The organism is Chryseobacterium sp. MA9, assembly GCF_024399315.1.
In the GTDB taxonomy this organism is placed as follows: Bacteria; Bacteroidota; Bacteroidia; order Flavobacteriales; family Weeksellaceae; genus Chryseobacterium.
Map to the genome: position 1 here is coordinate 3,298,245 of NZ_CP075170.1, position 20,696 is coordinate 3,318,940.

General features: G+C 36.9%; 18 protein-coding genes. 11 read left to right on the forward strand and 7 right to left on the reverse strand.

The window, feature by feature from the left end:
* Positions 1-15 precede the first annotated feature (15 nt).
* The 11 genes from mraY to KIK00_RS15005 all read left to right on the forward strand — a co-directional run bounded on the left by mraY (position 16) and on the right by KIK00_RS15005 (position 14,058).
* Positions 16-1,257, forward strand: coding sequence for a phospho-N-acetylmuramoyl-pentapeptide-transferase (gene mraY / locus KIK00_RS14955; RefSeq protein ID WP_047377995.1), 1,242 nt, complete (start codon positions 16-18; stop codon positions 1,255-1,257).
* A gap of 62 nt (positions 1,258-1,319) precedes the next feature.
* The gene (gene murD, locus KIK00_RS14960) at positions 1,320-2,645 is read left to right on the forward strand and encodes a UDP-N-acetylmuramoyl-L-alanine--D-glutamate ligase (protein ID WP_255813169.1); all 1,326 of its coding nucleotides are present in this window, start codon (positions 1,320-1,322) and stop codon (positions 2,643-2,645) included.
* 65 nt (positions 2,646-2,710) lie between these two features.
* Positions 2,711-3,949, forward strand: coding sequence for an FtsW/RodA/SpoVE family cell cycle protein (locus KIK00_RS14965; protein WP_255813170.1), 1,239 nt, complete (start codon positions 2,711-2,713; stop codon positions 3,947-3,949).
* A gap of 1 nt (position 3,950) precedes the next feature.
* Positions 3,951-5,048, forward strand: coding sequence for an undecaprenyldiphospho-muramoylpentapeptide beta-N-acetylglucosaminyltransferase (murG, locus tag KIK00_RS14970; RefSeq protein ID WP_255813171.1), 1,098 nt, complete (start codon positions 3,951-3,953; stop codon positions 5,046-5,048).
* An 81-nt stretch (positions 5,049-5,129) separates the two neighbouring features.
* Positions 5,130-6,488, forward strand: coding sequence for a UDP-N-acetylmuramate--L-alanine ligase (murC, locus tag KIK00_RS14975; RefSeq protein ID WP_255813172.1), 1,359 nt, complete (start codon positions 5,130-5,132; stop codon positions 6,486-6,488).
* A gap of 65 nt (positions 6,489-6,553) precedes the next feature.
* Positions 6,554-7,525 carry a cell division protein FtsQ/DivIB gene (locus KIK00_RS14980; protein WP_255813173.1) on the forward strand — a complete coding sequence of 324 codons (972 nt, stop codon included), beginning with the start codon at positions 6,554-6,556 and terminating at the stop codon, positions 7,523-7,525.
* Positions 7,526-7,612: 87 nt separating this feature from the next.
* On the forward strand, positions 7,613-8,998 hold the full coding sequence (ftsA, locus tag KIK00_RS14985) for a cell division protein FtsA (RefSeq protein WP_255813174.1): 1,386 nt from the start codon (positions 7,613-7,615) through the stop codon (positions 8,996-8,998).
* A gap of 120 nt (positions 8,999-9,118) precedes the next feature.
* The gene (gene ftsZ, locus KIK00_RS14990; protein ID WP_255813175.1) at positions 9,119-11,032 is read left to right on the forward strand and encodes a cell division protein FtsZ; all 1,914 of its coding nucleotides are present in this window, start codon (positions 9,119-9,121) and stop codon (positions 11,030-11,032) included.
* A 91-nt stretch (positions 11,033-11,123) separates the two neighbouring features.
* Positions 11,124-11,570, forward strand: a complete 447-nt coding sequence (locus KIK00_RS14995; RefSeq protein WP_255813176.1) for a GatB/YqeY domain-containing protein — start codon at positions 11,124-11,126, stop codon at positions 11,568-11,570.
* A gap of 457 nt (positions 11,571-12,027) precedes the next feature.
* Complete coding sequence (locus KIK00_RS15000) at positions 12,028-12,438, forward strand: BrxA/BrxB family bacilliredoxin (protein ID WP_027372869.1); 411 nt, start codon at positions 12,028-12,030, stop codon at positions 12,436-12,438.
* Positions 12,439-12,543: 105 nt separating this feature from the next.
* On the forward strand, positions 12,544-14,058 hold the full coding sequence (locus KIK00_RS15005) for a GH3 auxin-responsive promoter family protein (protein ID WP_255813177.1): 1,515 nt from the start codon (positions 12,544-12,546) through the stop codon (positions 14,056-14,058).
* Between the two features lie 95 nt (positions 14,059-14,153).
* Here KIK00_RS15005 and KIK00_RS15010 read toward each other — a convergent pair whose 3' ends face one another.
* From KIK00_RS15010 to KIK00_RS15040, 7 genes are all read right to left on the reverse strand, one after another.
* Entirely contained in the window at positions 14,154-14,564 is a 411-nt protein-coding gene (locus tag KIK00_RS15010; RefSeq protein ID WP_255813178.1) for a hypothetical protein, read from the reverse strand.
* A gap of 26 nt (positions 14,565-14,590) precedes the next feature.
* Complete coding sequence (locus KIK00_RS15015) at positions 14,591-14,953, reverse strand: hypothetical protein (protein WP_255813179.1); 363 nt, start codon at positions 14,951-14,953, stop codon at positions 14,591-14,593.
* A 4-nt stretch (positions 14,954-14,957) separates the two neighbouring features.
* Positions 14,958-15,929 (reverse strand): endonuclease/exonuclease/phosphatase family protein, encoded by a 972-nt coding sequence (locus tag KIK00_RS15020; RefSeq protein WP_255813180.1) that lies wholly within the window; start codon positions 15,927-15,929, stop codon positions 14,958-14,960.
* Positions 15,930-16,002: 73 nt separating this feature from the next.
* A complete protein-coding gene (locus KIK00_RS15025; protein WP_255813181.1) occupies positions 16,003-16,995 on the reverse strand; it encodes an endonuclease/exonuclease/phosphatase family protein in 993 nt (330 codons plus the stop codon).
* A 9-nt stretch (positions 16,996-17,004) separates the two neighbouring features.
* Entirely contained in the window at positions 17,005-17,733 is a 729-nt protein-coding gene (locus KIK00_RS15030; protein ID WP_255813182.1) for a rhomboid family intramembrane serine protease, read from the reverse strand.
* Between the two features lie 6 nt (positions 17,734-17,739).
* On the reverse strand, positions 17,740-19,530 hold the full coding sequence (gene mutL / locus KIK00_RS15035) for a DNA mismatch repair endonuclease MutL (protein WP_255813183.1): 1,791 nt from the start codon (positions 19,528-19,530) through the stop codon (positions 17,740-17,742).
* Positions 19,531-19,844: 314 nt separating this feature from the next.
* A complete protein-coding gene (locus KIK00_RS15040; protein WP_255813184.1) occupies positions 19,845-20,672 on the reverse strand; it encodes a YoaK family protein in 828 nt (275 codons plus the stop codon).
* Positions 20,673-20,696 lie beyond the last annotated feature (24 nt).

Sequence of the window (20,696 nt, forward strand, 5' to 3'; positions counted from 1 at the left end):
ATAAAAAACAGAAACATGCTATACTATCTATACGAATATCTAACCAACCATGGAATTCATGTTCCGGGATTAGGATTGTTGAAATACATTTCCTTCCGTGCCGGAATGGCTGTACTATTCTCTCTGATTATTGCTCTTGTCTACGGAAAAAGAGTAATCAATTACCTGAGAACAAAACAAATGGGAGAATTGGTGCGTGATCTAGGATTGGATGGTCAAAAACAAAAAGAAGGAACTCCTACTATGGGAGGACTTATTATCATTTTGGCAACCATTATTCCGGTATTGCTGTTTACAAGAATTACCAATGTGTATATTGTTCTGTTGCTGGTTTCAATGTTCTGGATGGGCGCTATTGGTTTCCTGGATGATTATTTAAAGAAAATCAAAAAAAACAAAGACGGTTTAAGTGGTAAATTCAAAATTGTAGGCCAGGTTGGTTTAGGGTTAATTGTCGGAATTACAATGTATTTCCACCCGGACATTACCGTTAAAAGAAAATATGCTGATGCTAAGGTGGTAAACAGAAACAATGTAGAGCAAAACTTCATGCCTACGGAAAAAATTACTGTTTCTACCGTTCCTTTTGCAAAAAACAATGAGTTCGATTATAGTGGAATTTTGTTTTGGATGAATGATAAAGATGCCCATGAGTGGGCATGGATTGTCTTTATTCCTATTGTCATCTTCATTGTAACAGCTGTTTCAAACGGCGCCAATATTACAGATGGAATTGATGGTTTGGCAGCAGGGACAAGTGCCATTATACTACTATCGCTGGCTCTCTTTGCTTACCTTTCCGGGAACATCATCTTTGCAGATTATCTCAATATCATGTTCCTTCCCAATATGGGTGAAACCACCATTTTTGCCGTAGCAATGGTAGGTGCGGTGATCGGATTCTTCTGGTATAACACCTATCCTGCACAGGTTTTCATGGGAGATACCGGAAGTTTAATGCTGGGAGGAGTAATTGCCGTTTTAGCCATTATTTTAAGAAAAGAATTATTGATTCCTGTATTATGTGGAATCTTCTTAATTGAAAACCTCTCTGTAATGCTTCAGGTAGTTGTTTTCAAATACAGAAAAAGAAAATACGGGTTGGAATATGCCCAAAACAATAGACTATTCAAAATGTCACCATTACACCACCATTATCAGAAAGAAGGGTTCCATGAAAGTAAAATCGTGAACAGAATGATTATCATCGGGGTAATATTGGCGATTGTATGTCTGATCACATTAAAAATGAGATAAAAATTAAAAGCTGTAAGCAATAAGCAATACGCTTAAAGCCTATAGCATAAAGCTTTTATAATATGAAAATAGTTGTTTTAGGAGGTGGAGAAAGCGGATGCGGAGCTGCTTATTTGGCTAAAAAGAAAGGTCTGGAAGTATTTCTTTCAGATAAAGGAGCCATTAAGGATAACTATAAGCAGTTTCTTACCGATAATGAAATTGAATTTGAAGAAGGAAACCACGATGAAGAAAGGATTTTAAATGCTGACTGGATCGTAAAAAGCCCGGGAATTCCGAAAAAGGCGGACATCATCAATAAAATTCATGAAAAAGGAATCAGACTTTCCTCTGAAATTGAATTTGCTTCTGAATTTACAGATGCAAAGATCATTGCCATAACCGGAAGCAACGGAAAAACAACCACTACTTCCCTGATCTATTATATCCTGAAAAATGACGGATTGAATGTAGGTTTGGGAGGAAATATCGGATACAGTTTTGCTAAGCAGGTTGCAGATGAAAACCATGAATATTACGTACTGGAGGTAAGCTCTTTCCAGCTGGATGATATTCAGAATTTCAGACCTTATATCTCTTTACTGTTGAATCTGTCTCAGGATCATCTGGATCAGTACAACTACAACTATGAAGAATATGCTTTGGCAAAATTCAGAATCACTGAAAATCAGGAAAATGATAATTTTTTCATCTATAACAAGGATGATGAAATGAGCAAAAATCTTCTTGAAAAGCTTGAAATAAAGGCTAAAATGATTCCATTCTCAACAAAAGAGAAGTTGCCCGAAGGAGGTTTTGTGAATGAAGATGAGATTGTAGTAAAAATGAAAGACGAGTTCTCAATGAAAGTTGATGAATTGTCTCTATTGGGAAATCACAATGTAGCAAATAGTTTAGCAGCATCTATTGCAGGTAAGATATTAAAAATCAATAATGAAAGCATCAGACATTCATTGATGACATTCCAGGCTGTAGAACACAGATTGGAATTAGTTACTGAAATTGATAGTGTAAAATACATCAACGACAGTAAGGCAACCAATGTGAATGCCACTTATTATGCTTTAGAAAGTATGAAAACACCAACCGTGTGGATTGTTGGTGGATTAGATAAAGGAAATGACTATACCGAAATTGAAGATTTAGTCAAAAGAAAAGTGAAGGCAATTGTTTGCCTTGGAGTAGATAATAAGAAGATCATAGATTTCTTTAAAGATAAAAAAGAGGTCATTTATGATACTTCAAGTATGGAAGAGGCAGTAAGAATTTCAAAATCACTGGCTAAAAAAGGCGATACCGTCTTATTATCTCCATGCTGCGCAAGCTTTGACTTGTTCAAAAGCTATGAAGACAGAGGACGCCAGTTTAAAGAGCAGGTATTAAAGTAAAAATGTAAAATGTCGGATGTAAAAAGTACATTTTACTTTGTACATCATACATCAATACAAAAAATATGGACGAACAGAACACAGAAAACAGATTTGAATTTCTAAAGGGTGATAAAGTACTTTGGATGGTCATCCTTGTGATCTCCATTTTCTCTATTTTCCCTGTATACTCTGCAAGTTCAAATCTCGAATACATTGTTAATAACGGGACTACAACTGGTCACGTTATCAAGCACATGTTCTTTGTAGTCTTGGGATTAGCAATTATGAGACTGGTAGGAACCATAAAATATGAATACATCGGAAAGCTCAGCAGTATCCTGCTCGGCCTTATGATTGTTTTGCTGATTGTTACCATGTTTACCGGACAGACCATTGATGGAGCCAGTGCTTCCAGATGGCTGAAAATCCCGGGAACACCAATTTCCTTCCAGCCTTCATCATTTGCCTTTTTAATGCTAATCATCTATCTGTGCAGATATTTAACCAAAAAAATAACAAGAGAAAGACTTCCGATAGAGAATATCATGTATATTTTTGGACCTATCCTGCTTGTTTTCGTATTGGTAGCAAAAGATAACGGTTCCACGGCATTAATGATTTTAATGGTTTCCGTAGTGGTTCTTGTCATAGGGCAGCTTCACTGGAAATACATTGCAGGATTTATTTCTGCCTCATTTGTAGCCATTGTCTTGTTCTTACTGATAGCTCTGAATACTAACATGATCGGCGGAAACCGTGTACATACATGGATGAGCCGTGTAGAAACATTTACCTCAAGCAAAGCAAAATCAGCTGATGTAGATGATGAAAGTATAAAAGCAAAGAACTATCAGGTGATGCAGGCCAAAGCAGCCATCGTACATGGCGGAATTACCGGAATGGGACCAGGAAAAAGCGCTTTGAAACAAATGCTTCCACAATCTGCCTCCGACTTTATTTTTGCGGTTATTGTAGAAGAATATGGAGTAATAGGAGCAGCTTTTCTGATCAGTTTATATCTGATCATGATGATAAGGATTGTAATGATTGCCAGTAAGATGCCGGCATTTTTCGGATCGCTGCTCGTACTCAGTCTCGGGGTAATGATTTTTATTCAGCTTTCGGTAAACATAGCCGTTGCAGTAAATCTGATCCCGGTAACAGGACAGCCACTGCCCCTGATAAGTTACGGAGGAACCTCAATGCTGGTAACCTACTTGCAATTAGGTATTATTTTAAATATAAGCTCAAGGATTCAGATTTATGATGAAGAAGGAATGGGCAAAAAACAAAGTGTAGCAGAAATAAACGATATCGCTTAAAATGGACAAAAAATTAAAAATATTATTATCTGGCGGAGGAACCGGAGGACACATCTTCCCAGCCATCGCTATTGCTGATGAGATCAGAAAAAGATTTCCTGATGCAGAATTTTTGTTCATTGGTGCTAACGGGAAAATGGAAATGGAAAAAGTTCCACAGGCAGGATATAAAATTGAGGGAATTGACATTGCAGGAATTGACAGAGGAAATCTCTTATCCAATCTGGGACTGCCTTTCAAGATTCTGAAAAGTTTATCAAAATCTAAAAGGATTATTAAAAACTTCGCCCCCGATTTTGCAGTAGGAACTGGAGGATTTGCCAGCGGACCCGCTCTTTATGAAGCAAGCAAAATGGGAATTCCGATTTTCATACAGGAACAGAATGCTCATGCAGGGGTAACCAATAAAATTTTAAGCAAGAAAGCCAAAGCCGTTTTTACAGCTTATCCAAAAGTAGAAGGTTTTCCGGCAGAGAAAATAAAATTTCTAGGGAATCCGATTCGTGAGAACATTGTTTCAGGAATGCAGGATACAGCCCAGGCAAAAGAAAAAATGGGATTGAATAAAGATAAACTTACGATTCTGTCTGTAGGTGGCTCTTTAGGCTCCAGAACATTGAATAATGCATGGAAATCTCATTTAAAACAAATTGTAGATAAAGATTATCAGCTGATCTGGCAGACAGGAAAGCTTGATTATAAAGATATTTTAGCAGAAACAAAAGATACAGATACCAGAAACATTCAGATCCTTGAATTCATCAAAGATATGGAGCTGGCTTACTCTGCAGCCGATATCATTGTTTCCAGAGCCGGTGCTATTGCTATTTCAGAGCTGGCTGTAGCACAAAAACCAGTGCTTTTGGTTCCTTTCCCTTTTGCAGCGGAAGACCACCAAACGAAAAATGCCATGAATCTGGTTGAAAAAAATGCAGCAAGAATGGTAAAGGACTCTGAAATGCAGGAAAAATTCTGGGATACATTATCAGAAATCTGCGAAAATGAAAGTGTAAGAAAAGAAATGTCCGACAATCTGAAATATTTTGCCAAGCCAAACGCCGCAAAAGAGATTGTAGACGAAATATTTAATAAACTGTAAAAAGTATCATTGTAAAATGTATTAATGACAAGAATACTCATGAATACATTGTACATAAATACAGCAATACAAAACAAAAAAATGAACATTTTACAAACATATCAGACTTTTTACCTCGTCGGTATCGGAGGTATCGGAATGAGTGCTTTAGCACGCTATTTCAATGCATCCGGAAAAAAAGTATTGGGTTATGACAAAACCAATACAAAATTGACTCAGAACCTGATGAATGAAGGAATTGATATTGTTTTTGAAGACCTTATTGATGAAAGGATCTCATCTCTTCAGAAAGAGGATACATTGGTTATTTATACACCAGCCATCAAAACGCTTGGAATATTAGATTACTTCAGTAAAAATCAGTTTGAAGTTTTAAAAAGAGCTAAAGTTTTAGGACTGATTACGGAAAACACCAATTGTATCGCTATTGCAGGGACTCATGGAAAAACTACCACGTCTACCCTTGTAGCCCATTTATGCAAAGAAGCAGATCTACCTTTCTCATGCTTTTTGGGAGGAATTTCTGAAAACTTTAAATCCAACTTCCTGTACAACGGTTCTACTTATTCTGTGGTAGAGGCAGATGAATATGACAGAAGCTTCCTGAACCTTTCTCCGGATTGGGCAGTAGTAACTTCTACAGATGCAGACCACCTGGACATTTATGGAGACAAAAGCCATATTGAAGAAGGATTCAGACAGTTTGCCGCTTTGGTTCCTAATGATCAACAGCTATTTGTAAGAAAAGGAGTAGAAATTGGCAGAGGCCATCAAACCTATGCTGTTAATGAGCCTGCAGATTATTATTCAGACAACCTGCGAATGGATCATGATAAAATTTATTTTGACTTCCATACTCCTACTGAAACAATAAAGGATTTTATCTGGGAAATTCCGGGAATCCACAATGTGGAGAATGCTACTGTAGCACTGGCCATTCTGCATAATTTAGGCGCAGATTTTGATACGCTGAAAAAAGCAATTGCCAACTTTAAAGGAATTAAAAGAAGATATACCAAACATATTTATCAAAACGGTAAAATTTACATTGATGATTATGCCCACCACCCTACAGAAATCAATGCTGTAATGAGCTCAATCAGAACATTTTACCCTGATAAAAAACTAGTGGTAGTCTTCCAGCCTCACCTTTTCAGCAGAACAAGAGATTTCGCAGATGGGTTTGCAGAAAGTTTAAGCAAAGCAGATGAACTTATTCTGCTTGATATTTACCCTGCAAGAGAACTTCAGGAGAACTTTGAAGGAGTTACCTCAAGCTGGCTGCTGGACAAAGTAACATTAGATAAAAAAGAGGTATCGACATTATCCGATGCTTTTGAAAAAATAAAAGAAAAAGATTTTGATATCCTTCTTACAGTAGGCGCAGGAAATATTGACACCCTGTACGATCCTATTTGTGAATGGATAAATAAATTGTAAAAAGTAATAAAGTATTTACGTATTCATGAATACACTTTACATAAATACATGAATACAAAAAATGTATGAAAAATAAATACAGAATATTAAAAATTGCTGTCACTGTAATCATCCTTGGATTGTTACTGAGTTTCTCATTGAGGAGATTCAGCCACCAACAGATTACAGACAATAAGATTTCTGTAAAAATGAGTGAAAAAACTCCGGTTTATTTTGTTGATGAAAAAGACATCCGGGAGATTGTAAAAAAAGAAAACCCTTCAGGAAAAGTAGGTGATCTTAATATTCCTTCTTTAGAAAAAAGAATCAATTCTCTTCCGGCAGTTGACAGTGCTAATGTCTACCTGAATCTGAACGGAAAACTGAATCTGGATATTAAGCAGAGAGTTCCTGTTTTCAGACTCAATAAAGATGGAAAAGACTTTTATGTGGATGAAAAAGGGGTTGAATTTCCAATTTCAAGAACATATTCTCATCCATGTATGCTGGTAACCGGAAATGTACAGCCGGATGAATATGAAAAACTGGCAGAGCTGGTAGGAAAGATAGATAAAGATGATTTTAGTAAAAAATATTTTATTGGGATTTCAAAAAGTAAAGAAAGCTACAATCTTCTGACAAGTGAAGGGAATTACCGGGTAGAGATTGGAGATCTGGATAATATTGATTTTAAAGTAAGAGGATTTAAAACCTTCGTGGAAAAATATCTTGTCTATCAGGATCCACAGAAGTACAGCATGGTTTCTGTAAAATACCAGAACCAGATTGTTACCACTTTAAACCCTTATTTTAAAGAAAATGACAGCATTTTAAAAGCGGGAAAACTAGAACTGGCAAAGGCTCCTACTCCTGCAGCAGCAACGAAAAAGACAGAGCCTAAGCCAAAGACTGCAGAAGTAAAAAAAGTAAGTTCCGCTCCGGCAAAGCCGAAAGAGAATACAAAAACGAAAGCACATACAAAAGAAACAAAAAAAACAGAGAAAAAATCAACTGCTAAGGCCTTGTCCAAGCCAAAAGCAAAAGTAAAAATAGAATAGGCCTTTCACGGCATTTAATACACAAATAGGAGATCATCCTTAGAGAAAAAAAAGGAAAAAAGTAGAAAAAATCAAATCGATATAAAAATGGAAAATCAAGAGTATTCAGTAGGTCTGGACATCGGGACAACAAAGATAGTCGCGATTGTCGGAAGAAGGAATGCACACGGGAAAATAGAAGTTCTCGGTGTAGGAAAAGCTAAAAGTCTTGGTGTTCATAAAGGTATTGTGAATAATATTTCACAGACTATTAATTCAATCAAGGCTGCAGTATCCGAAGCACAATCCAGTGCCGGTGTTCCTATCCGCAAAGTTACGGTAGGTATTGCAGGAAAACACATTCGTTCTCTGCAGCACTCTGATTATATTATGCGTGAACATCCTGATAAATTTATTACAGATGATGACATTGAAGCACTAAAAGATCAGGTGAAAAAGCTGGTCATGCTTCCTGGAGAAGAAATTATCCACGTACTTCCTCAAGAATATAAAGTAGATTCCGAGGGGGAAATTCAGGAACCCGTCGGGATGCATGGAAAGCGTTTAGAAGCAAACTTCCACGTTGTAGTAGGGCAAATGGGCAGCATCAGAAATATTGCAAGATGCGTCCGTGAAGCCGGATTAGAAATGGAAGCGCTTACTCTAGAGCCATTGGCATCTTCAGAAGCAGTCCTTACAAAAGAAGAAAAAGAAGCCGGTGTCGCGATTGTTGACATTGGTGGTGGTACAACTGATATTGCTATCTTTAAAGATAATATCATCCGTCATACCTGTGTTATTCCATACGGAGGTGGAATTATTACCGAAGATATCAAAGAAGGTTGTTCCATCATAGAGAAACATGCAGAGCAACTGAAAGTAAAGTTTGGTTCGGCTGTTCCCGAATTAGAAAAAGACAGTACTTTTGTAACCATTCCCGGACTTCATGGCAGACCGGACAAAGAAATTTCTTTAAAAACTTTAGCACAGATCATCAATGCAAGAGTAGAAGAAGTTTTGGAAATGGTTAATACAGAGCTGAAAGCCTATGGTGCTTTTGAACAAAAGAAAAAGCTTATTGCCGGAATCGTTCTTACGGGTGGTGGTTCAAACTTAAAACATCTTCGTCAGTTGGCTAATTATACCACTGGTTTTGACAGCAGAATCGGTTTTGCGAATGAATATATTGCCAACGATAAAAATCAGTACCTGAAAGGCCCTGAATTTGCTACGTCTATCGGGTTACTGATGGAGAGTTTAAAGATCAGAGACAAAAAGCAGAATGCTGACGAAATCATAGAAGTTGTTGCAGAGCAGCCAAAGCTGGAAACCGCTTCAGCACAGTCAGAAACGGCTCAACCGGTTCAGCAGGCAGCACCCGTTCAGGAGCAGCAGTCTTTTGAAAATGAAAGACAGGAGAACAGAAAAGCGAAATTGACCTTCGGCCAGTCGCTTATGGAAAAAGTAAAAAAATTCTTTGAAGAAGTAGAATAAATATAAATGATAAAAGAATAATGAGTAATGATACCTGAAATAGCTTAATATTTATTAACTTAAAACGAATATCATTCATCAATTATCATCTATCAGTTATCAATTATTAAAAGTATAGTTATGGAAAATATAGGTACACAAGGATTTTCATTTGATTTGCCAAAAGGAAATTCATCCATCATAAAAGTAATCGGTGTAGGGGGCGGTGGAAACAACGCTCTGAAGCACATGTACGAGAAAGGAATTCACGGAGTAGATTTCGTGATTTGTAATACAGATGCTCAGACTCTTGATAATAACCCGGTTGCTAATAAAGTTCAATTAGGAACCACAATCACAGAAGGTCTTGGAGCTGGTGCAGACCCTGAGGTTGGAGAGAAATCTGCAATCGAAAGTATTGAAGATATTAAAGCTGCTATGGGACAAAACACCAAAATGGTGTTTATCACTGCCGGAATGGGTGGTGGTACCGGTACCGGAGCTGCTCCTGTCATTGCAAAAGTAGCAAAAGACATGGGAATTCTTACCGTAGGTATTGTTACCGTTCCTTTCAGTTTTGAAGGTAAAAGAAGACTAGATCAGGCTGAAAACGGTCTCGATAAACTAAAAAATAATGTTGATTCATTAATTGTGATCAACAATGATAAACTAAGACAGCAGTTCGGAAACCTTGGATTCAAGCAAGGATTCTCAAAAGCCGATGAAGTTTTAGCCAATGCAGCCAAAGGTATGGCAGAAGTTATTACAGGTTACTTTGATGTAAATATTGACTTTAGAGATGCTAAATCTGTACTTCAGAATTCAGGTACCGCATTGATGTCTACAGGAACTGCTTCAGGTGAAAATAAAGCTGAAGAAGCTGTAAGAAAAGCCCTTGATTCTCCGTTATTGAATGATAATAAGATTACAGGTGCCAAAAACGTTCTGTTATTGATCAGAAGTGGTGCTGAAGAAGTTACCATGGATGAGATTGGTATCATCATGGACCATATTCAGAAAGAAGCTGGAAACACAGCAGATATTATCTTCGGGGTGGGAGCTGATGAAGAATTAGGAGATGCCGTAAGCGTTCTTGTTATTGCAACTGGATTCTCTAACGACAACAAGAAATTTGCAGGACCTACAGAGAAAATCAGAATCAGTCTTAACGACAGCTTTGATGCTCCGAAAAACTCTCCTTTCAAAACAAGAGAAGAAAGAGAATCTGCACCTGATGCAACCTACGATTCCAGCAGAGCCAATCATTTCAGATTAGATGATGAAGACCACGGCACACAGTTCAAGGTTACATCTATTGAAAAAAAAATGATCATTGAAGAAGAACAGGTGAAACCCGAAATAAAATTCTCTGATAAAGAAGAAGATATAGTAAATACTCCTGAACAGGGCTGGAGAAACGAAGAAGAAAGTGAGCAGGAATACAGCCTATTTACTATTGACGAAGAGAGTGAAGATCCAAATGACCTGGAAATCCAATCTTTCTCATTTGATTTCGAAAATAAAAAAGATGAGCCACAGGCAGGAAGTACCTTCAACAACTCTTTTTCAGAAGAAAAACCTGTTGAATTCAGCTTCTTTGTAAACGAGCCTATCAGAAATGAGCCAAATACCGATTTTGGACAGCCAAAAGCAGAATTTAACAACCCTAGCAATGCTGCTGTAGCTGAACCTGCTCAGAAGATTGAAACCTTCTACCAGAAACAAGAAGAACCGAAAGCTGAAATAAGAACTGCTTTTGAAAACAAAACAGAAATTGAAACTCCGAAAACGGAAGAATCAGAATTCACTTTTGTAAATAAAACGATCGACCAGGACAGAGTGATTGAAAGAAGAAATAAATTGAAAGAATTCAATTCCCGCTACCAGAGCTTTGACAGCACTAGCGAATTTGAATCTATTCCTGCTTTCAAAAGAAAAAATATTTCGATCGATGGGACCAATGCTTCAGATCAGAACATCAACACGTACCTGTCTGACAACAACGGCTCTATGCAGATCAGAGAAAACAGATTTTTAAATAAAGACGTAGACTAAATATTATAACAATGTAGAGATGTATCAATGTAACAATTACTATAATTTTATTGGTAAACTGTTACATTGATACATTGTTAAATTTGATAACATGAGTTTAGAAAATATAATAAGCGAAGCTATAAAAACAGCCATGAGAGAAAAAGACAGAGTAGCTCTGGACTCTCTTCGTGCCGTAAAATCTCAGATTCTTCTTTTACAAACAGAAGCAAGAGGTGCTGAAGTTTCTGCAGAGCAGGAAATTGCTATTCTGCAGAGAATGATCAAGCAGCGTAAAGATTCTTTCGAACAGTTTTCTGCTCAAGGGAGACAGGATCTTGCAGAAGTAGAAGAAGCTCAAATGAAAGTAATTGAAAAGTTTTTACCTAAACAGCTTTCTGCTGAAGAACTTGAAACAGAAATTAAAAATATTATTTCTGAAACCGGAGCTGAATCTATCAAAGATTTAGGGAAGGTAATGGGAGCCGCATCGAAAGTATTAGCCGGAAAATCAGATGGAAAAAGTATTTCTGAGATGACTAAAAAACTGCTGTCTTAGTTGGAAACCAACCGTTGATGGCCAATCCATAACCCCTCAACTTATTTTTTCTATCACCTATTTATATTAGGATATACAACCTTTGCATATCGATTTGATTAAAGAAGCCCGGAACTTTTCAGTTCCGGGCTTCACTTTCTTTGGATATTAAAGTTTGTTAATCAGTTTTGATTCTAACTGTAAAAAGAATTAAGATACTACCATATTTCATAGAGTATTTAAGTGGTTGATTGCTTGAGGGAAAGCCTTAAATGTTTTTTTCATGGTCGTTTGTTTTTCAGAATCATTTCAAAATTAACAATAATTTTCCATTATTCCTAGTCTTAATTCACTTTTTTTTGAATATTATTACAATATTAATATTTGATTAATTTTAAATGACTAATCGATTGATAGTTTTTATATATTGAACAAAAGCGAAGAAATGCTTAACTTTGTGCAGATAAAAACAAAATATATGTACCCAACAGATTTAGTAATGCCTATGAAGGCAGAGCTTACAGATAAAGGTTTCCAGGACTTGACAACTCCAGCCCAGGTAGAAGATGCATTGAAGCAGTCTGGAACTACATTACTGGTAATTAACTCCGTATGTGGTTGTGCTGCAGGTGCTGCAAGACCAGGAGTTGTATACTCTTTAACTGGAGATAAAAAACCTGACCATTTAACAACTGTATTTGCAGGATTTGATACCGAGGCTGTAGTAGAGGCAAGAAAACACCTTGCTCCATTCCCTCCAAGTTCTCCATGTGTAGCACTTTTCAAAGATGGTGAATTGGTTCACATGCTGGAAAGACACCACATCGAAGGGAACCCTGCAGGAGCTATCGCAGCAAACCTTCAGGCTGCTTATGACGAATATTGCTAAGAAACAATAATCTAAATATCAAACCGTTACAAATTTTGTAACGGTTTTTTTATTTAATTAGGTAAAAAATTTTCAGAAAATTCAAATATCATTATATTTGTTGGAATGGCAACCAAAGCACTTTTCAATACCGTAGTCAACTGGTTCATCCGCCAACGGATAGATCAGATACAGAATTTCATGGACCACCCCATTGAAACCCAGAAAGGTATACTCTTTTCTCAACTGTTTCATGCAGAGGATACGGAATATGGTAAATTATACGGATTCAATTCAATATCCAGTTATCAGGATTTTAAAAACAAGGTCCCGATTGTTACATACGAAGAAATGGAGCCTTATATTGAAAAAGCAAGACAGGGACAAAAAGATATAAGCTGGCCGGGGCTCATAAAACATTTTGCCAAATCATCGGGAACCACCAATGCCAAGAGCAAATTTATCCCTATTTCTGCCGAAAGCCTTGAATACTGTCACATGAAGGCCGGAAAGGACATGGTTTCCATTTATGCTAATAACCATCCCGAAAATCAGCTTTTTAATTATAAAAATTTACGTTTAGGCGGAAGTTCCGAACTGTATGCTGATTTCAACACAAAATTTGGGGATTTATCCGCTATTTTAATTGACAACCTTCCGTTTTGGGTAGAAATTACTACAACCCCAAGCAAGAAAGTATCTTTGATGGGAGAATGGGAAAGCAAACTGAAGGCGATCACCTCTGAGGTAAAAAATGAAGATGTAGGAAGTATCCTTGGAGTACCAAGCTGGATGATGGTTCTTCTTCAAAAAGTATTAAAGGAAACCAATATCGAAAATATTTCAGAGCTATGGCCGAATTTGGAGGTGTTTTTTCACGGTGGAATCAGTTTCAAGCCCTACAGGGAGCAATTCAAGCAGATCATCGGAAAAAACATCAATTACTACGAAATTTACAATGCTTCTGAAGGCTTCTTCGGGATACAGGACAGGTCAGATAGTGATGAGATGCTTCTGATGCTTGATTATGGTATATTTTACGAATTCATTCCCATGGATCAGTTCCATTTTTCAAATCCGAAAGTGGTAAGTCTGGAAGATGTGGAAGTGGGGAAAAATTATGCCATGGTTATTACAACCAACGGCGGTCTGTGGAGATATCTTATTGGAGACACTGTTGTCTTTACATCAACCAATCCATTCAGAATTAAAATAACAGGAAGAACAAAACATTACATCAATGCTTTTGGAGAGGAACTGATGATCACCAATGTGGAATCTGCCCTTTCAAAGGCTTGTGAAGCTACGGGAGCACAGATCACAGATTTCACAGGAGCTCCGGTCTTTATGAAAGGAAACGAAGGAGGTGCCCATGAATGGATTTTTGAATTCAGTCAGCATCCAGATAATCTGGACAACTTTATTGATGCTTTTGACAAGCATTTAAAGACTATCAACTCTGATTATGAAGCAAAGAGATACAACAATATGACCCTTAAAAGACCTATCGTACACATTGCTAAAAGCAACCTTTTCTATCACTGGCTGGAAGCTAAAGGAAAACTTGGCGGGCAAAATAAAGTGCCCAGATTGAGCAACGACAGAGAATATATTGAACCTTTGCTGGAAATGAATAAATAAAGATTGTTATTAATAAAAAAACTTAGCGTTTAAAAAACTCTATTTAAAGCTAAAAATAAAAAAGCCGTAATTCAGTTGAATTACGGCTTTCTATTTTATTTACTTAAGTCTTCTTTCACTTTTTTAGCGGCTTCCTCCACTTTTGAAGCTCCTGTTTTGGCGGCTTCTTTTGCGTCTTTTCCTACTTTGTTTGCTTCAGCTTTGATATCCTGCCCTGCTTTATTAAGATCCTGTTTTGTCTTGTCTGCAGTGGCATCAATTTTATCTTTAGCTTTTTGAGCAGCATCGTCAATCTTATTTCCTGCTGCATCTACCTTCGCCTTCACATCTTCTTTCGCATTGTTGATCTTTGCTGTATCAACAGTGTTTGGGGTTTCAGTAACGGTGGTAGTAGTTGTAGTAACTGATCCGTCAGCATTTTCTACTTGTTCTGTTTTCGTTGTTGATTTTGTGCATGCTACAGTGAATACTGAGATCACTATTGCTGTAAGGATTTGTTTTTTCATATTATATATTTTTAATGATATTGGCTTTATTGAGTTTTAGTCTCTTGAGCGGTCGATGTTTCTGCAGGTTTCTGTTTCTTTTCTGCTTCAGTCTTTTTCTTTTCCTCTTCCTGTTTTGCCTTATTTTCTTTTTCAAGTTCTGCCTTTAACTTGTTCTCTTCTTCCTGAAGCTTTTTAGCCTGTTTTACAGAGTCCAGATATTGAGGGGAAGACATTCTTATCTTTCGGGCAATATCTACTGAAACAGCACCGGTAGAAAAGGAATCAACAGCAACAGTATCATAGTTCCTTTTAACTTCCTGTTCAGCAGCGAATCCCGGAGATTCTTTCTTGGAACACGCAGTGAGAAAAATTATGAAAATAAAAATTGCAGGCAGTATATTTTTCATGGAGCTAATTTAGCAGAAATTCTGCAATTACAGGATAGTGATCCGATAATTTCACAGACTGGTCTACTTTATAGCTTAGAGGAATAATGGATTTTGAACTGAAGATATAATCAATTCTCAAAGGTACTTTATAGTCATGAAAACTGCTTGCACTTCCCTTTCCTGCCACTAAAAAGGCATCCTGAAGATCTTTTCCCAGGTTGTAATATTCATAAGAATTGGGAACAGAATTAAAATCTCCGGCTAAAATAACCGGGTAAGGTGATAAATCTACCATCTTTCTGATTCTTTTCACCTGATCTTCGTGGGCCAGAAATGTAGGCGTCATATGAGAAAGTAATGCCGAAACATTTCCAAAACCTAGCCCGTCAAGTTTCGTAAACATAGATTTATGAAGTCTGAAAGGTTCAAGATAAACATTCACTATTCTGATGACTTTTCCATTGATATCAATATCAGCGTAGAATGAATTTCCACGTGCCTTTTCATCAATCAACTCGGCCTGTCTTAGAATTTTATGTTTTGTTTTCAGAATAACAGAAGGATATTTTATAAGGTCTCGTTTTATGGCGCGGTTGGTATCTTTTTCCTGCACAAGAATAATATCTGCATCCTGTTCTTTGATATAATTTTTTACTTTATCCCAACCGTATTCTCCATATTTTACGTTAAATGTCAATACTTTAATATCCCGTATTGTTTTCACATTCTCTGTTTTGGGAGAAAAGTTGATCCATCGTCTGATTGGATTATAGAAAATAAGTGTACCTAATGCAAAAGCGATAGCTATTTTTTGTTTTTTAAAGATCCATACCAGTGTAAGAAGTACATGTGCCAGTATAAGATAGGGGAAACCAAGCGAGAGAAGATTAAGATTGCCCAAAAGATTGGGCGGAATCCATGCATTCCCTAAGGTGCATAACAGCAAAACGGCAATAACGATATGTATAAATAGTAATATCTGATTCGACTTCATGAAAAAACGGTCTTGGTACGGTTTTCTTTAAACAAAAATCCTACCAAGCAGATAATTTTAACTATTTTTATGATTATTTGTTCTCCGTAGAAAACTTTACTGTGACAGGATAATGATCTGAAATACTTACAGAACGGTCAACTTCATAAGATATTGCCTTTAATGATTTTGAAGAAAAAACATAGTCGATTCTGATTGGAAATTTATAATCGTGAAAACTGGTTGCACTTCCCTTTCCTGCCGTTAAAAATGCATCTTCAAGCCCATCCGATAAATGGTAATATTCGTAGGAATTAGGTACGGAATTGAAGTCTCCGGCAAGGATAACGGGATAGGGTGAATTTTCAATTACTTCACGAATCAAAGCAACCTGTTCCTGATGCTTTTTAAAGGTGGGAATCAGCCTTTTAACAACCCCTTTAACCTTTTGTTCATTATCATCGGTATTTCTGTTAAGTCTCACCATGTCTTTGTCAAAATGGAATGGATGAAGATAAACATCAATAAACCGGTAAACCCTGCCTCTTATTTCAATATCAACCTGCAACCCCGGAATCCTTACACTTTCATCGTGCGGATCTATTATTTTATATCCAATAATTTTATGCCGAGTTAATACAGTAACACCTACCTCAGGATTTGCTTTTTGATACCCTTCAAATTGATATTCTCTACCTGAATCCTCTTGTAAAAGAATAACATCCGCATTCTGAGATTTCAGATAGGGCCCAATTTCAGCATTTCCTCTTCCACCAGCCCTGGTATTGAAGGAGACTATTTTTATTTCTGAATTTCCATTTTTAGGAGAAGAATAATTTACCCATCGTTTTACAGGATTGATAAAAGCCAACCCCAGAAACATGAATACAAAAGCTCTCTTTTTCCAGCTGAAAACCCAGAATATGGTCAGGATGATATATGAAATAATAAGAACAGGAAAACCTAAAGAAAGAAGGTTAAACCATGGAAACACCTTCGGTGGAACATATGCATTCAATAATGTACCTAACAGCAAAAATAGAATCCCAAAATGCAGAACAAATAGTATGAGTCTTAAAACCTTCACAAAATTATTTTAATTGAATCTGTACAAATGTTTTTTCCAATTTAGTGCCAGCAGCCACCCTACTAAAGCCCCACCTACGTGAGCCAGGTGAGCAATGCCTCCTCCATTTCCGGAAACACCAAGATATACTGAAATCACCACAATGATCGGTAAAAGGTATTTTACTTTAATAGGAACAGGAATAAACATGATTCCTATTTTTGCATCAGGATATAATGTTGCAAAGGCAGCTACCACTCCGAAAATAGCTCCGGAAGCACCTACCATCGGAGTATACATGATACCTTTTAAGCTTTCCAGTAACTCTTTTTGCTTAAGAATGGAATCTGCATTTCCGGACAAATTAACGTTTGCTCCTGATAGATATGCATTCACATTGAATCCTAATTCCTGCAATTCACGGGAAATACTTTGGGCTTCTACAAAATTCCATGCATTGAAAAGGAAAAAGGCTCCTAAACCACTTACAAAATATAAAATCAAATATTTTTTATCTCCTAATGTCTGTTCCAGAATTGGCCCAAAGCTAAAGAGGGTCATCATATTAAATAAAATATGCATAATACTTCCATGCATAAACATATGGGTAACAACCTGCCATGAATGGAAATAGGGCGAAAATGGATAAAAGCCAGCGAGATAACCAATCATTTGATCTCCCATGAAGTAAGTAGCAATAAATACTATAACATTGATTATAATGATGTTCCTTGTAATTGGTGGTATATTGTTAAACATAATTTTTTAAAATTTGTTTTTAAAGTCGTTAAACGGAACTTCATAATAGCATCTTTTCCCATCCGGTAAAAATTCCGGGAAACCTAATGCTGTAAAGTCTTTGATAAGCTGTTCCGCATCTTTTTTATAAATAAAATCAAATCTTGACTTCGACTGCATTTTGCTCCATTGATTATGGTAATATTGTAAAAATTCTTCTTCTGTCTTGTATTCCAGGATTTCAAAAAGGTTTTCCAGGAATTTCATCGCCTGGGTTTCTTTCAGTCCTTCAGGAAGTGAATCTATTCGAAGCACACTTTCATGAGCAATTTTCATGTCAAACCCTAATTCCGGAAGATATTTTTTTATCGAATTGTATTTTGTCTTTTCAATCTCATTCATATGATACTCCAGAGAAAATAGAAGGGCATGGCTGTTTGTGTTTGATTTTCTGATAGATTTATTCCCTTCAGAAACCAAAAGCCTGTGCATTCTTCCAAGATCCAGCATCAGTGTCACATCTCCTTTATTGAAAAGCCAGTAGCCGTTTGGAAGTCTCATCAGATCTTCGTCAAAATCTTCATCTTCAAATAAATTGATCTTTGAAGGCTCTGCGGTAATATTCTGATGGTACATTTCCGTAAGGTTCTGAATTTCTTCCGGATGCACTACATTTTTCTCTTCCAGGAAAGGGTTATAATCCTTGTCTACAATTATTTCAGGCATTTTTACAAAACCGCTTCCGCCACCGTTTCCTTTACTTGGTATCGGTTTATTCATCATTTCATCCAGTTCCGGGTCTCTGTCGAAATCAAGGCTTGGAGAGACATTATAAATTCCTAAAGATCTTTTGATGGTTGAGCGGAGCAAAGCAAAAATAAGGTGTTCATCTTCAAATTTTACCTCGGTTTTCTGCGGGTGGATATTCACGTCAATTTTCTCCGGATCAAGCTCCAGAAAAAGGAAAAATGAAGGTACATATCCGGGCTGAAGTAATCCTTCAAAGGCCTCCTGTACTGCTTTATTGAAGTATGGACTTCTGAAATATCTTCCGTTCACAAAAAGAAACTGCTCTCCTCTTGCTTTCTTGGCTCCTTCAGGCTTGGCAACAAACCCATGCAGCTTACACCAGATAATATCTTCTTTAATAGGAATCAAAAGCGGCTGAAGTTTTCTTCCGAAAACATCTACAATACGCTGCATCTGACTTCCTTTTCTCAGTCTGAAAACAGCTTCATCATCATGAAAAAGGGAAAACTCCAGATTTTCATGAGCCAGTGCAACACGCTGAAATTCATCAATTACGTGTCTGAATTCAATATTGTTATTTTTCAAAAACTTCCTTCTTGCAGGAACGTTATAGAAAAGATTTTTTACTAAAAAATTTGATCCGTCAGCTGTCTGAATCGGATCCTGAAACTGGAAAACCCCACCTTCGATATAAATGTTGGTTCCGATAGATGTGTCTTGCTGTTTCGTTCTGAGTTCTACCTGAGAAACTGCTGCAATAGAGGCAAGGGCTTCACCGCGGAAGCCTTTTGTGGCAATCTTAAAGATATCTTCTGTTCCTTTGATTTTGGAGGTAGCATGTCTTTCAAATGCCATTCGCGCATCTGTTTCGGACATTCCTTTTCCGTCATCTACCACCTGAATAAGGTTTTTCCCGGCATCTCTGACAATCAGTTCAATCTTCGTTGCATCTGCATCTATAGCGTTTTCCAAAAGTTCTTTCACGATGGATGCAGGCCGCTGCACCACCTCTCCCGCTGCAATTTGGTTCGCTACATGATCCGGTAAAAGCTGAATAATATCTGACATAAAAACGTAAATCAACTTACAAAAATAGTCAATGAAAACGGGAATTAAAATACCAAAACCGTGATTTAATATTTAATTATCAACATTTTTGCCTATTTATCCCCAACCAATTTTTTTAATGTTTGTAATGAAGGGCTTTAGCGTGTTTATTTGTCTGAGCCGGGAATTTTCATTTCTATAAGCATGAAAAGCATGGTAAAAACAACAGAAAGACAGATCATAAGATAATTTTTCAGAAAAACGCCCCTATTCTATGATAAAATAAGGGCATTTACAGCTAGTTTATACAAAAAATTAATAGTGTGTTTTATATTTTAATCTTCAAAGACAAGCTTTCTTTTCTTCTCTCTTTTAGGAATTCCATGGATTTTCTCATACAGGTAGGCAAATATATTGGGCTTTCTGTAAATCCTGTTATATCTGTACTTCGTATTGAAGTGGCGAATATGAATTTTATAGGCATCATACCCAATGACAAACAGAAGACATAGACTGATTACATAGAAAACTCTGAATTCCAGATAGTAATAAGTCAATCCTGAGAATACAGCTCCCATGATATAGGCAAGCATAATACTCATCAATAGTTTCGCTCTGCCAATCAGTTCTCCGTTTCTTCTGTATTTTTTCTGCGTAAACATAGATACCAGAATTCCCAGGTCGGTGGTTGTTCCGGTAAGGTGTGTGGTTTTCACAGAGAAGTTGGAGATACTTGCCGTAAGACCGTTTTGCAGTCCAGTGGCAAAAAGCATTAATGCTACCAAATATTCTGTTTCTTCTAATGTTTTCTGATAGTAAAACTGCCCGTATATTCCTACAAAAAGGAGACATATAATTTCCAGTGCAATGGGCATAGAATGGGCAAAATATTTACTTTTTTTGTTAAAATTGATGACAATAAAGTTGGACAGAAAGCTTCCGAAGAAGAATAAAAAGATCCATCCGCCTACGACGGCCACCTGCGTCCAGTTTCCTTTACTTATTTCTGCTGCTAAAATAGCGTAGTGTCCCGTTACGTTCGAGGTAAAAGAAAGAAATATTAATAGGGAAGCAATATTTATAGTACCCGCCGTAAAGGCAGTCAGCGTCCCCAACCTGATATTATCTCCCAGTGTCCTGCTGTTACTATAATTTCTTAACATTTTTTATTTTTTAAATAGTGTTTT

Coding starts and splice junctions, on each gene's coding strand:
- mraY (WP_047377995.1), top strand. CDS start 16: ATGCTATACTATCTATACGAATATCTAACCAACCATGGAATTCATGTT.
- murD (WP_255813169.1), top strand. CDS start 1,320: ATGAAAATAGTTGTTTTAGGAGGTGGAGAAAGCGGATGCGGAGCTGCT.
- KIK00_RS14965 (WP_255813170.1), top strand. CDS start 2,711: ATGGACGAACAGAACACAGAAAACAGATTTGAATTTCTAAAGGGTGAT.
- murG (WP_255813171.1), top strand. CDS start 3,951: ATGGACAAAAAATTAAAAATATTATTATCTGGCGGAGGAACCGGAGGA.
- murC (WP_255813172.1), top strand. CDS start 5,130: ATGAACATTTTACAAACATATCAGACTTTTTACCTCGTCGGTATCGGA.
- KIK00_RS14980 (WP_255813173.1), top strand. CDS start 6,554: ATGAAAAATAAATACAGAATATTAAAAATTGCTGTCACTGTAATCATC.
- ftsA (WP_255813174.1), top strand. CDS start 7,613: ATGGAAAATCAAGAGTATTCAGTAGGTCTGGACATCGGGACAACAAAG.
- ftsZ (WP_255813175.1), top strand. CDS start 9,119: ATGGAAAATATAGGTACACAAGGATTTTCATTTGATTTGCCAAAAGGA.
- KIK00_RS14995 (WP_255813176.1), top strand. CDS start 11,124: ATGAGTTTAGAAAATATAATAAGCGAAGCTATAAAAACAGCCATGAGA.
- KIK00_RS15000 (WP_027372869.1), top strand. CDS start 12,028: ATGTACCCAACAGATTTAGTAATGCCTATGAAGGCAGAGCTTACAGAT.
- KIK00_RS15005 (WP_255813177.1), top strand. CDS start 12,544: ATGGCAACCAAAGCACTTTTCAATACCGTAGTCAACTGGTTCATCCGC.
- KIK00_RS15010 (WP_255813178.1), bottom strand. CDS start 14,564: ATGAAAAAACAAATCCTTACAGCAATAGTGATCTCAGTATTCACTGTA.
- KIK00_RS15015 (WP_255813179.1), bottom strand. CDS start 14,953: ATGAAAAATATACTGCCTGCAATTTTTATTTTCATAATTTTTCTCACT.
- KIK00_RS15020 (WP_255813180.1), bottom strand. CDS start 15,929: ATGAAGTCGAATCAGATATTACTATTTATACATATCGTTATTGCCGTT.
- KIK00_RS15030 (WP_255813182.1), bottom strand. CDS start 17,733: ATGTTTAACAATATACCACCAATTACAAGGAACATCATTATAATCAAT.
- mutL (WP_255813183.1), bottom strand. CDS start 19,530: ATGTCAGATATTATTCAGCTTTTACCGGATCATGTAGCGAACCAAATT.
- KIK00_RS15040 (WP_255813184.1), bottom strand. CDS start 20,672: ATGTTAAGAAATTATAGTAACAGCAGGACACTGGGAGATAATATCAGG.